We start from the raw sequence: 13,639 nt of genomic DNA on the forward strand, positions 1-13,639 counted from the left end.
AAACATAATAAAATGTCAAAAAAGTTAAATTCTATATAGATTGGAAATCTAAAAATCATTTTTTAAAACTTAAAAAATTTTTCAAGAGAACTTTAAAGAAAAAGAGTTTAATTAGAATGTTAAAACTATCTGAATTGGAGGCGGTTAAATGTCAGAGATATTAGTTTTGGGGATAACTATCATTGCATATTATTTTATTATTTTTTCTAAAAGTGTGAAAAAGTCTATCATTACATTCTTTTTTGGGGTATTGCTATTTATTTTAAAGCCTGTAGAAGGATTGGAGTTTGAAAACATAGGAAATATTGTTAGTTTTGAAACATTAGGAATTTTACTTGGCATGATGATTATAGTTGAAATATTAAAAGAAAGTGGTTTTTTTACATTTGCTGCTGTTAATGCGATTAAATTAAGCAGATATAAATTTTGGATAGTTTTAACACTTATAATGATTTTAGTTGTTCTTTTTTCCGCCTTTCTTGATAACTTGATTACAATAATGTTAATGGCGCCTATTATTTTTTTGATTGCAGATACTTTAGAAATCAATCCTACGCCTTTGATGTTGTTAACAATAGCTATTGATAATATAGGTGGTATGAGTACTTTAATTGGTAGTCCGTTGAATATAGTTTTAGGTTCTATAGGTGAGTTAGATTTTACAAAATTTCTTATAAAAATGCTTCCTATAACGATATTATCTTTTATTTCTACAATATTTGTATTTAAAGTTAGTAATAAAGTGGATTCGAAAATATTTAATGAGAGATTGAAAACATTATCTTCTATGGATCCTGGAAAAACAATTGAAAACAAATCTTTGATGTATAAGGGAATCATTGTTTTTGCTATAGTATTAACAGGATTTATTTTTCATTCTACAATTAAAATTGATCTTGCTTTAATAGCCGTAGCAGGGGCTTTGGTATTAATGTTGTTAACGCAAAAAGATTTTGAAAGTATGTCAAAAGATTTAGATTGGGATACAATGTTTTTTTATGGAGGATTGTTTACAATAGCTTTTGCTTTAGAAGAAGTGGGAGTTACTCAAGCGATAGCTAATATTTTTAATCCATTATTGGATAAACCGAAAATGTTAATGTTGGTTATTATGTGGATTTCTTCATTTGTTATACCATTTTTAAGTGCGGTTCCAGGAACATTAATACTTGCACCTGTTATAAAATTGTTGATATTAAATGGAGCTCCTTTTGAATTATGGTATGCATACGCAATTGGAGCAAATTTAGGAACTAATTTAACTCCTCTTGGTGCTGTTCAAAATATAGTTGGAGTTTCTTTATTAGAGAAAAATTATAACCAAACAGTAACTTTTAATGAATATATGAAAAAGTCACTTATGTTTGTTTTATTACCAATGATTTTAGGGAGTATTTATATATTTTTTATATAGATAGGTGATTATATGAATAAAACAATCTTTGAAAAAAAATTTAATAATCTTTATTTTAAAATAGTAATAGGAGATTTAACTCAAGAAAATGTTGATGCCATTGTAAATGCAGCTAACTCATATTTAGCACATGGTGGTGGAGTAGCAGCTGCTATTTCTAGAAAAGGCGGTCCTGTTATTCAAAAAGAAAGTGATGAATATATAAAAAAGCATGGTATAATAAAAACAGGTGAAGTAGGGATCACTTCTGGTGGGAATTTAAAAGCCAAATATGTAATTCATTCTGTAGGGCCAGTATGGCATGGTGGGAAAGAAAATGAAGACAAGTTTTTATATAATGCTATTTTTAACTCTTTAAAAATATCAGAAAGATTAAAGATAAAATCAATATCATTTCCCGCAATTAGTACGGGGATTTTTGGCTATCCATTTGTTAAAGCGTGTGAAATTTATCTAAAAGCTATTTTAGATTTTTCTAAGGAGAATAATTCTTTAAAAGAAGTAAGATTTTGTTTTTTAGATAAGAAAAAGGCAGATATTTTTATTAAGATTGTAGGAGGAAAAGATGGCAACGTTAAAAGTACGTCATGAGAAAAGAAAAAAATCAGATAAAGAGAAACATCATTTATCTGAAAGGATTAAGCCTATAAAAAAAATGGAAAAAGAATTTAATAAGGAAGAAGTTATAAAGGATAAAGTAATATTATCCTCAAATGTTGGGATTGGATGGATAAAAATAATATTTTCCAGTTTCAATTTTTTGATTTCTTTAATATTAACATCGATGGTAATTTTAATATATTTTCAAAAATCTTTAATTCAAAGTATTCTTGGGAGCCAATTTACACTAGATGTTACAAATATTATACTTTTAGGTGTTCTATATTTACTATATAGTATTTTTGAACAGTTTAATGCAATTTATTATTTGAAAGGAAGTTACAAAGGTACTAAAATATCAGCTTTTATAAAGTTTTTAATATCAATGATTATGATTTTTTCTATATTATATTTAATTTTTAGGCATGGTATTCAATGGTTCGGAGCTTCTTTATTTGGAAATACAACATTTGGCAGAAGTGACATATTTTATATTCCAAGTATCGTATATTTAAGTTATTCTGTGTTTTTATCATTATTATCTTATTATGATATTTTGAAATAAAGTATGTCGTATATAAGCTTATAATTTAATCATGATGTGAGGAGCTTAGCTCCTTTTTATTGTTAAATATATATTAATAATTATATCATTAAATTAATAATAGTTAGTATGGAGGTGTAAAAATGGAAAAGATGGAATACGATGTTGTCATACTTGGAGGAGTAGCAGCAGGTACAAGTGCAGCTGCGAGTGCAAAAAGAGTAAATAAAGATTTAAAAATAGCGATATTTCAAAAAGAACCATATATTTCATATGGTGGATGTGGATTACCTTATGTTATTAGTGGAGAAGTATCTTCGCCTGAAGCAGTAATAGCACTAACTCCAGATATTTTTAAAGAAAAAAAAGGTGCAGATGTTTTTGTTAAACATGAAGCATATGAAGTAGATTTTTTAAATAAAATTGTTTACATTAAATCTGAAACTGGAGAAAAGGAAGTTTCTTATAATAAATTAGTAATTTCTACAGGAGCTTCACCTATAATTCCACACTTTGAAGCATGGGGAGAAGATGGAATATTTAAGTTAAGAAATCCTGATGATGCAAAAAATATTTTGAATTTTATTAATAAAAATAAACCAGAAAAAGCGATTATAATAGGAGGAGGATTCATTGGTATTGAAACAGCAGAAGCCTTGAAAAAACATAATATTGATATTACTATTATTGAGGGTACAAATCATATTCTTGGAAATATAGAGCCTGAAATTCATGATGAATTTATTAATGGTATTATTGAAAAAGGTGTTAAGATCATATTTAATACATTTGCTAAAGATATTATAAAAGAAAGTGGAAAATTTAAAGTAATAACAGAAAATGAAAGTTATATCGCAGATATGATTATAGTATCAATTGGGGTAAGACCAAATACTTTATTTTTAAAAGATAAAGGTTTGAATTTAGTAAAAAATGGAGCTATTATAGTTAATGATAAAATGGAAACGAGCATTAAGGACGTATATGCAGCAGGAGATTGTGCTACAGTTAATCATTTTATAACTAAAGAAAATGTATATATACCATTAGGAACCACAGCGAATAAACAAGGTAGAATTGCTGGTAAAAATCTAGCGGGAGATAATGATTCGTTTATTGGTGTAGTTGGATCGTTAATTACAAAATTTGAAGATATAGAATATGCAAAGACAGGGTTAACTTTGCAAGAAGCAAGAGAAAAAGGGTTTGATGCAGAAGCTGTGTTTATAAAATCTGGAAGTAAAGCACATTATTATAAAGGTTCTAAAAAATTAAAAATAAAATTAGTTTTTGAGAGAAAAACAGGAAGAATTTTAGGAGCGCAATTGGTTGGTGGAGAAATTCATCCTAGATTAAACACAATAACTTCTCTTCTTTATACTAATGGAACAGTTAATCAATTAAGGAATATGGATTTAGCCTATTCACCACCTTTTTCTCCTGTATGGGATATAGATCTAGTTGCAGCAACACAAGCTATAAAAAAATTATGAAAAATGGAGTTCATTATGAACTCCATTTTTGATACAGAGAGTTAAAAAAAATATGATATAGTAAACTTAGCATACTTTCAGGAGGTCTTTCAATGAAAATTTCCGATTTTTTAATCTCCAAAATAGGATTTGATCCTTTTAATCTTCAAGGCGAAATAGAAATAAATGATATTCTTCTTTTAAAACTTTCTAATCCGTTAAATGAAAATGATGAAAGGAATATAAAAAGGTTTTTTTCAAGGCTTATGAAAATGCCGGTTAGGGTTGTTTTGCTTTCTGAAAAAGATTTAAATTATATTCTTGAAAATTGGATAGAATTAATTAATGGTAATGAGGAGGAGAATTATCTCCGTTTTTTAATTCCTGATATAGACGGTGAAGAATTAATATTTCGTGTTTCAAATAAATTTGCTCTTGAAAGAATGAAAAAAAATATAAATATTATTGAAAATATATTAAGCAGAAGTTTAGGGTATTTACCAACTTTTGAGTTGGTTTATGATGAAAATATAAAAATAGATTATGAAAATTTTGAAGATGAAAGTTATGAATTGATAGATGATTATGAGAAAGATAATGAATATGAAGAAGGTAATTATAATGAAATAAAAGAAAAATCAAGTAATAATGTAATATTAGGTAATGATTTTAAAAAAGTTTCTATACCTTTAGATAAATTAAATGAGGTAATGTATCAAACATCAAAGGTTGTTGTTGAAGGGCGAGTTTTCTATAAAGAATTTAATGATAGATCTATTATTTTAACTATGTATATTACAGATAATAAGGATTCAATTTCAATAAAAGCATTTAAAAATTCTGCAGAAAAATTAAATAATAATATTAAAGAAAATGATGTAATTAAAGTAGAAGGAAAAATTACATATGATGAGTATCAAAGAGAATATGTAATAATTCCTGAAAATATAATGAAGATTCATTTAAAAGAAAGAGTAGATGATTGTGAAGAAAAAAGAGTAGAATTACATGTTCATTCTAAATTTAGTGCTTTGGATTCTGTTTTGGATGTAGATGAGTTAGTGAGTACAGTTGCAAAATGGGGACATAAAGCTGTTGCAATTACTGATCATGAAGTTTTACAATCAATTCCAACATTTTATAACATTGCGAAGAAAAATAATATAAAGCCTATATACGGCTGTGAAGTTAATGTGGTTAATAATAAAGTTTCTATTATAAATAATTTTTCTAATGAAATAAATTTTGATTCAACTTTTGTTGTTTTTGATTTTGAAACTACTGGATTTGATCCAAACATGGAAGAAATAATAGAAATAGGTGCAGTAAAAATTAAAAAAGGCGAAATAGTCGATATTTTTCATAAAATGGTAAAACCTAGAAAAAATGTTCCTCAGAAAATACAAGAAATTACAGGTATAACCAATGAAATGTTAAGCAATGCTTTATCTATTGAAGAAGTATTACCAAGTTTTTTTGAATTTATTTCGGATTCAGTGTTGGTTGCTCATAATGCAAATTTTGATTATAGGTTTTTGAGAAGATGGGTTAAAGAGATAATGAATATAGAAATAAAAATACCTTATATAGATACTTTAGCTATGGCTCGAGCATTATTAAATCTTAAAGGAGGACATTCTTTAGATAAAGTTGTAAAAGCTTTAGGATTGGGTCATTTTGAACACCATAGAGCTCATGAAGATGCGAAAATAACTGCATATGTATTTTTAAAGTTGTTGGATAAGGCAAAAGGAAGAGGAATAAAGGTAATAAATGATTTAATAAATTTAGAGAAAATGATAGATTTTAAAAAATTAAGAAAATATCATATGACAGTTTTAGTGAAAAATAGAATAGGACTAAAGAATTTATACAAATTAATTTCAAAAGCACATACAGAATATTTTTATAGAGATACGACTGTGTTATTAAATGAATTACTTGAAAATAGAGAAGGATTATTAATTGGAAGCGGATGTACAAAAAATATTATATTTGAGGAATATTCAAGGGGCGCTTCTATAGATGAAATAAATTCTTTAATTAGTTTATTTGATTATATAGAAATTCAACCATTAGATAGCGTTGAACATCGAGGTGTTGAAAAAAATAAAATTGCAGAATTTTATAAATTATTATATGATTCTGCAAAAAATTACAATATTCCAGTTGTGATGACTAGTAATGCGCATTATTTAAATAAAGAAGATAAAAAGGCAAGAGATGCTTTGATAATAGGTTCTGCTACAAAAGGGCAAAAAAAGCAAATTTTTGATTCAAATAAATATTTAAGAACTACAAAAGAAATGTTAAAAGCAGCATATGAAATTTTTGAAGATGAAAAAATTGCTAGAGAAATAGTTATAGAAAACACTAATAAAATTGCAGATCAAATAGAAGAAATAAAACCCTTAGAAGGTAAATTACATCCTCCAATCATAGAAGGAGCAGATAATATAGTTAGAGAAATGACATGGAATACAGCAAAAAAAATATATGGAGACCCTTTGCCAGAAATAGTTAAAGCAAGAATAAAAAGAGAGTTAAATTCTATTATAAATCATGGCTATGCTGTTTTATATTTAATGGCTCAAAAAATAGTAAAAAAATCAAATGACGATGGTTATCTTGTAGGTTCAAGAGGATCAGTTGGTTCATCGTTGGTTGCAACAATGATGGGTATTACTGAGGTGAATCCATTACCTCCGCATTATGTATGTTCTAAATGCAAACATAGCGAATTTGTTACAGATGGATCATATGATTCAGGTTATGACTTACCGGATAAAAGATGTCCAAAATGTAATTCTGAGATGACAAAGAATGGTCAAGATATACCATTTGAAACATTTATGGGATTTGAAGGAGATAAGATTCCTGATATTGATTTGAATTTTTCTGGAGAATACCAAACTAGGGCTCATAAATATATTGAAGAGTTATTTGGAGCAGATCATGTGTTTAGAGCAGGTACTATTTCTACAGTTGCAGAGAAGACAGCTTATGGTTATGTAAAGAAGTATGCAGAAAAGTATGCAGGCGAATTAAAAAATCCAGAAATAATCAGATTAGCAAAAAAAATTGAAGGTGCCAGAAGAACGACTGGACAGCATCCTGGTGGATTAATGATTGTGCCTAAAAATATGGAAGTTTATGATTTTACTCCTGTGCAATTTCCTGCAAATGATAGAAAAGCAAATACAATGACAACACATTTTGATTATCATGTTATTCATGATGATTTAGTAAAGTTAGATGCACTAGGACATGATGACCCTACATTTTTAAAAATGTTAAGTGATTTAACAGGTATAGAATATAAAAATATTAAAATGGATGATAAAGATACTATGTCTATTTTTTCTTCTTCAAAAGTTTTAGGAATAGATTTGACTTCTGAATTAAGAACAACAGTGGGCACTCTTGGAATACCAGAATTCGGTACTCAGTTTGTTAGAGGAATGTTAGAAGAAACAAAACCAAAAACTTTTGCAGCTTTAGTAAGAATTTCTGGGTTGTCTCATGGTACAGATGTGTGGTTGAATAATGCTCGAGATTTAATTATTTCAAAAGAAGCAACTGTTGATGAAGTTATTGCATGTCGTGATGATATTATGAATTACTTAATCCAAAAAGGATTAGATAAAAAACATTCATTTTTTATTATGGAAAAAGTTAGGAAAGGTAAAGGATTATCAGAAGAAGATGAAGAGGAAATGAAAAAAAATAAAGTTCCAAAATGGTTTATAAATTCATGTAAAAAAATAAAATATCTTTTTCCAAAAGCGCATGCAGCAGCATATGTAAGTATGGCATTTAGAATTGCGTATTTTAAAGTTCATTATCCATTAGCTTTTTATGCTACTTATTTTTCTGTAAAAGGCGATGAATTTAACACTCATATTATATTAAAAGGGAAAAATGCTATAAGAAATAGGATTTTTGATTTAAAATCACTTAAATCCTTGGATGTTAAAGAAAAAAATGAACTTACAGTTTTAGAAATCGCATATGAAATGATTTTAAGAGGATTTGGATTTTTGCCTCCGGATATATATAAATCTGATTCTAAAAATTTTATTATTGAGGGGAATAATTTAAGAATACCATTTATTAAAGTTCCAAATTTAGGTGAGAAAGCTGCTGTAAGTATAGTAAAAGCAAGAGCGGAAAAAGAATTTTTATCTGTTGAGGACTTGTTAAAAAGAACAGGTATAAATAAAACTACATTAGAAACTTTTAGGAAATTAGGTATGTTAAAAGGATTGCCTGAAAAGAATCAGGTTAATTTATTTGAAGAATTTATGTAACAAAAACCCCCCAGCAAAAAATGCTGAGGGTTTTTGTTATGGTTGTCTTGTGAGTTATTTTTAAACTTTTAATATTGATTTTGGATTTAAATTTCTATCTATTCTTTTGATCAAACCGGATAATACCTTACCTGGGCCAACTTCATATACTTGGGTTACGCCTATTTCTTTCATTTTTTTAATGCTTTCTACCCATCTTACAGTACCTGTTATTTGATTAATTATATTTTCTTTTATTTTTTCAGGATTTTCTTCTAAATTTGCTGTATAATTTTGTATAATCTTATATTGAGGGGAATTGAATAAAACATTTCTTAATTCGTTATACATTTTTTCTTTTGCTTGTTTAATTAAAGATGAATGAAAAGGGCCACTGACATTTAATTCTACAACTTTTTTTGCCCCCTTTTCTTTTAAAATTTCTACAATTTTTAGTACTTTATTTCTTTCACCACTAATAACAATTTGTTCTGGAGAGTTGTGATTAGCAATGTTTACATTTTCAAAATTTTCTAAAACAGAATTGATTACATCAAGATTTAAACCTATAACTGCACCCATTCCACCAATACCTGGAGGACATGCTTCACTCATATATTTTCCTCTTAATCTTACTAATCTTACTCCTTCCTCAAAAGAAATTACTTTTGAGGCAACTAACGCAGTCCACTCCCCTAATGAATGTCCGGCAACGATGTCGGGGATAATATTTAATTTTTCTATGGCATAAAGATACATTATATATGAAATAGTTAATAATGCTGGTTGTGTATTTTCTGTTAAAGTTAATGCTTTTTCATCATTCCCAAAAATAATAGACTCTAAATCTATATCAATAACTTTAGAAGCTCTATCTAAATATTTTTTATATTCTGGATATTTTTCTAAAATTTCCTTTCCCATTCCTAGTGCTTGTGATCCTTGACCTGGAAAAACAAAAGCTATCATTTCTACACCTCCAATATACAATAAAATTTTTGATATCATCCAGAAATTTTTTTAAATTCTTTCCCAAACTCTTCTACTATTTCTTTTACGCTTTTTATATCATTAATTAATCCTGCACTTTGTCCGGCCATAAAAGAACCATTTTCCAAATCTCCTGAAACAAAAGCTTTTCTTAAACTACCAACAAGCATTTCTTCAGCTTCCTCTGGTGAAGCAATTTCTAGATGTTTTATTTTCTTTGCGAATTTCGTTTTTATAACTCTTGCAGGATGGCCTATAGTAGCTCCTGTTACTATTGCATCTCTAATACCTGCTTTTAATATCAATTTTTTATAGTTTTCGTGTGCTTCGCATTCATATGTGGCAATAAATCTTGTTCCCATTTGTATTCCTTCTGCGCCTAATTTTAAAGCAGCTCTCATTCCTCTTAAATCTGCGATCCCACCAGCTGCAATAACAGGAACATTTAATACATCAACAAGTTTTGGTATTAATATCATAGTTGAAACATCACCAATATGGCCGCCGGCTTCCATTCCTTCACCTATAATGGCATCAACGCCTATTTTTTCTAACCTAATAGCTAAATTTTCAGATGAGACAACAGCAAGTATTTTAATGTTGTTCTCTTTTAAACTTTTTATATATTTACCAGGATTACCAGCTCCAAAAATAACTACAGGAACCTTTTCCTCTCTTACTATTTCAACTAATTGATCTACATATGGATTTACAAGTATTATATTCACAGCAAAAGGTTTATTAGTAAGTTTTTTAATTTCTTTTATGGAGGTTTTCAGAATTTCAGGTGTCATGCTTCCTGCTCCTATTGTTCCAAGACCGCCAGCCTCAGAAACTGCAGCTGCTAATTTGGCAGTTCCAACCCATGCCATTCCTCCCTCTAAGATAGGATATTTTATCTTTAGCAATTTTGTTATTCTATTCATTAGTGCACCTCCATGTTATTGCTGATGTTGTCATTCCTCCGCCAACTGATATTAACAAATGATCTTTTAATAAAATTTTTGTATTTCCATATGTTTTAAACAAAGTAAGAGGAATGCTTGCAGCTCCAGTATTACCATAATTTTCTATAATATCTAGAAATTTAGTTTCACAAAAATGTTTTTTTACGCTTTCTAATATTCTTTTATTAGCTTGGTGTGGAACAATAATCTTTTTTCCATATTCATCAAAATACTCATGTATCATCTTTTTCATATTTGTTACTGCAAATTTGTATACTCTTTTTCCTTCCATTATGATTTTTTTATTTTTATTTATATTTAAAGCATCAAAATACTCTGAATCATATAAAACCCTATGATCACATATACAATTATCATTATTCTCAAGAACCATAGCTATAGCAGCATCAGAAAACAATATTGCAGTATTAATATCATCCTTTTCAACAAGTGAAGATAATTTTTCTGAAACGATAAGTAAAATTTTACTTGCAATTTTTTCTCTAAACATAACGTCTGCAACATGCATAGCAGTTACAAAACCAACAAAACCGTTTGAAATATCTATTCCGTAACGTGGTTTTTTGATTTTTAATGTTTCAAATGTTCTCACATAAAATGGCACATAATGTGCTCCAACTGAAGAAACAAAAAGTACAGTATCAACACCATCTAAATCTAAGTTTTCTGTAGCTTTTATCCCCATTTCAAAAATTTCTAAATTAGAAATGTATCTATATTTTATTCCTGTTCGTTTATATATCCATTCTTCTGAAACATCAAATTTTTCCGCTAATTTTTTATTATCAAGTATTATATCAGGAATAAAAGCATTAATTTGAGATATTACCATATTATCCCCTCTTTATTCCAACCATTAATTCACAGGTAGTAACTTTTTTGTTTTCAACTTTTGCAATTGCATTTAATTTATACATTCCCATTTTTTCTTGAATGACTTCGGTTTCATATATTAATTTATCTCCAGGTCTAACTTCTTTTTTAAACCTCGCTTTATCTATGCCTAAGAATAACGGTATAGTTTCTTCTTTAAGATCTTTCATTAGCAATATTCCCGCTGTTTGAGCTAATCCTTCAATAATTAATACTCCTGGCATTATAGGATAATTTGGGAAATGACCTTGAAAAAATGGTTCGTTTATACTTACATTTTTATAAGCAATAATTTTTTTTTCAGTTATTTCCAACACGCTATCAACAAGCAAAAAAGGATATCTATGAGGTAAAATTTTCAATATTTCATTAATGTTAATTATTCCCATTGTGTAATCACCCCTACTGCATCAGGACCTAAGTGGGTTCCTATTACAGGATCCAATAATGCATATATTATATTTTCATCGTTAAAACCCTTATTTCTTAATTCTTCAATAATTAGACCTCCATATTTTAAATTGCCAGTATGGATAACAGCAATCTTTTTTAATCTTAGAGAATCAATTCTTTCTATACCTAGTTTTGCTACTTCTTTTACCATTTTATTTATTCCTCTAACATTTTTTACTGGTATGATTTCACCTTCATTTAAAGAGAGAATAGGTTTCATGTTTAGTAAACCACCCATTAAAGCTTTGGCTTTACCTATTCTACCACCTTTATATAAATAATCTATATTTGTTACGCTGAATATTGTTTTAATAGTAGTATAAAAATTTTTTGAATATTCTAATAGTTGTTCTAGAGTATAATTTTCACTTTTTATTTTTTCTTTTAATTCGAGAATTAAAAATCCTAAACCAAAACTCGTTAGTTTAGTATCTATAGTAAAAATTCTTTTATCATCAACCATAGAGGCTGCCAGTCTTGCAGAATTTAGTGTTCCACTCAATTTTTCTGAAATAGTTAAAGTGATTAAATAATCATATTTTTTTAGCATATCTCTATAAACTATCTCAAAATCTTTTACCGAAGGTTGAGAAGTAAGAGGAACATAGGAACCTTCTTTAAGTTCCTCATAAAATGTAGTTGGACACAAATCAATAGCTTTTATATGTTTTCCATTTCTTAATATATAAAGTGATGTAAAACCAATATCATTTTTTTCTAAAAAATCTATAGATAAATTACAAGTATTATCGGTTACTATCCCAATTTTCATAAAAAAGCGCCTCCTTATAAGCTTCTATAAACAACAGAAACATTATGACCACCAAAACCAAAAGAATTTTTAATAGCATATTTTGCTTTATAATTTATAGTTTTTTTAGGAATTTTTAAATCTTTTAATTCTTCTGAAGGATCATCTAAATTTGGCATTCCATGAATAAATCCTTCTTGCATTTGTAGTATCATTCCAATAAACTCAATTGCAGCAGCTCCACCAAGTGCATGTCCAAATAATGTTTTTGAACCTTGAATATATATATTTTTAGCTTGTTCGCCCAAAGCATCTCTTATAGCTCTTGTTTCAGCAATATCTCCAGCAGGGGTAGAGGTAGCATGGCAATTAACTAATTCAATTTTTTCAGGATCAACGTTAGCATCTTTTAAGGCTAATTTTATTGCTTTGGCAGCACCTCTTCCCTCAACATCAGGAGCACTAATATGATATGCATCACCAGTCATTCCAAATCCTTCAACATAACCATACACATTAGCATTTCTTTTTTTAGCATGTTCCTCTGATTCTAAAATAATTACACCAGCACCTTCTCCCATAACAAAACCATCCCTATCTTTGTCAAAAGGTCTTGAAGAACCTTTAGGATCATCATTTCTTGTAGATAACGCTTTCATATTCGCAAAGGCGGCTATAGGCATTGGATCAATTGTAGCTTCAGTTCCTCCGACAATAGCAACATCAACATAACCATGCCTTATCAACATGGTTCCAATAGCTATGGCATGCAATGAAGAAGCACAAGCACTTACGGTATTAAAATTTGGTCCTTTTAATCCAAATTCTATAGAAACAACACCAGATGCCATATCAGATATCATCATAGGTATTAAAAATGGACTAACAACCTTTGGGCCTTTCTTTTCCATTTTTTGGAATTCCTTATACAATGTTTTAAAGCCACCAATCCCAGAAGCAACTATTACAGCTGCATTTTCTTTCCATTCTCCATTTTCCTCTAATTTACTATCTTTTAAGGCTTCTTTGGATGCTGCAATAGCAAATTGTAAAAATCTATCATATCTTTTAGCTAATTTCTTATCCATATATAAAGTTGGATCAAAATCTTTTACTTCTCCTGCAATTTTAACTTTATGTTCTGTTGTATCAAATTGAGTGATGTAGTCTATACCTATAGTCATTTTTTTTAAATTTTCTTTAAATTCTTCTTTAGATTTTGCTATAGAATTAATAGTTCCTAAACCAGTTACAACAACTTTTTTCATATTTATACCTCCCAATA

11 protein-coding genes are annotated in these 13,639 nt (G+C 28.4%); 5 read left to right on the forward strand and 6 right to left on the reverse strand.

What is annotated here, in order from left to right; translation table 11 throughout:
• The first annotated feature begins 148 nt into the window (after positions 1 to 148).
• The 5 genes from ACYQ44_RS02380 (at position 149) to ACYQ44_RS02400 (ending at position 8,340) form a co-directional block, all read left to right on the forward strand.
• Positions 149 to 1,414 (forward strand): ArsB/NhaD family transporter, encoded by a 1,266-nt coding sequence (locus ACYQ44_RS02380; RefSeq protein ID WP_459994940.1) that lies wholly within the window; start codon positions 149 to 151, stop codon positions 1,412 to 1,414.
• A 12-nt stretch (positions 1,415 to 1,426) separates the two neighbouring features.
• On the forward strand, positions 1,427 to 2,005 hold the full coding sequence (locus ACYQ44_RS02385) for a macro domain-containing protein (protein ID WP_459994942.1): 579 nt from the start codon (positions 1,427 to 1,429) through the stop codon (positions 2,003 to 2,005).
• Positions 1,980 to 2,579, forward strand: coding sequence for a hypothetical protein (locus ACYQ44_RS02390; protein WP_459994943.1), 600 nt, complete (start codon positions 1,980 to 1,982; stop codon positions 2,577 to 2,579). Before ACYQ44_RS02385 ends, ACYQ44_RS02390 begins: the two co-directional genes overlap by 26 nt.
• A 122-nt stretch (positions 2,580 to 2,701) precedes the next feature.
• A complete protein-coding gene (locus tag ACYQ44_RS02395; protein ID WP_459994944.1) occupies positions 2,702 to 4,051 on the forward strand; it encodes an FAD-dependent oxidoreductase in 1,350 nt (449 codons plus the stop codon).
• Positions 4,052 to 4,302: 251 nt separating this feature from the next.
• On the forward strand, positions 4,303 to 8,340 hold the full coding sequence (locus ACYQ44_RS02400) for a PolC-type DNA polymerase III (RefSeq protein WP_459995090.1): 4,038 nt from the start codon (positions 4,303 to 4,305) through the stop codon (positions 8,338 to 8,340).
• Positions 8,341 to 8,400: 60 nt separating this feature from the next.
• On the opposite strand, the gene fabD is transcribed toward ACYQ44_RS02400, so the two are convergent.
• From fabD to fabF, 6 genes are read right to left on the reverse strand one after another with little or no spacing between them, the layout of a single operon-like run.
• Complete coding sequence (gene fabD / locus ACYQ44_RS02405) at positions 8,401 to 9,288, reverse strand: ACP S-malonyltransferase (protein WP_459994945.1); 888 nt, start codon at positions 9,286 to 9,288, stop codon at positions 8,401 to 8,403.
• A gap of 35 nt (positions 9,289 to 9,323) precedes the next feature.
• Entirely contained in the window at positions 9,324 to 10,235 is a 912-nt protein-coding gene (locus ACYQ44_RS02410; protein WP_459994946.1) for a nitronate monooxygenase, read from the reverse strand.
• Positions 10,228 to 11,109 (reverse strand): 3-oxoacyl-ACP synthase III family protein, encoded by an 882-nt coding sequence (locus tag ACYQ44_RS02415; RefSeq protein WP_459994948.1) that lies wholly within the window; start codon positions 11,107 to 11,109, stop codon positions 10,228 to 10,230. The genes ACYQ44_RS02410 and ACYQ44_RS02415 overlap by 8 nt, the downstream gene beginning before the upstream one ends.
• Position 11,110: 1 nt before the next feature.
• On the reverse strand, positions 11,111 to 11,530 hold the full coding sequence (gene fabZ / locus ACYQ44_RS02420; protein ID WP_459995092.1) for a 3-hydroxyacyl-ACP dehydratase FabZ: 420 nt from the start codon (positions 11,528 to 11,530) through the stop codon (positions 11,111 to 11,113).
• Positions 11,530 to 12,375, reverse strand: a complete 846-nt coding sequence (locus ACYQ44_RS02425; protein WP_459994949.1) for a DegV family protein — start codon at positions 12,373 to 12,375, stop codon at positions 11,530 to 11,532. The genes fabZ and ACYQ44_RS02425 overlap by 1 nt, the downstream gene beginning before the upstream one ends.
• A 14-nt stretch (positions 12,376 to 12,389) precedes the next feature.
• On the reverse strand, positions 12,390 to 13,622 hold the full coding sequence (gene fabF, locus ACYQ44_RS02430; RefSeq protein ID WP_459994951.1) for a beta-ketoacyl-ACP synthase II: 1,233 nt from the start codon (positions 13,620 to 13,622) through the stop codon (positions 12,390 to 12,392).
• Positions 13,623 to 13,639 lie beyond the last annotated feature (17 nt).

Source organism: Marinitoga arctica (assembly GCF_054657315.1).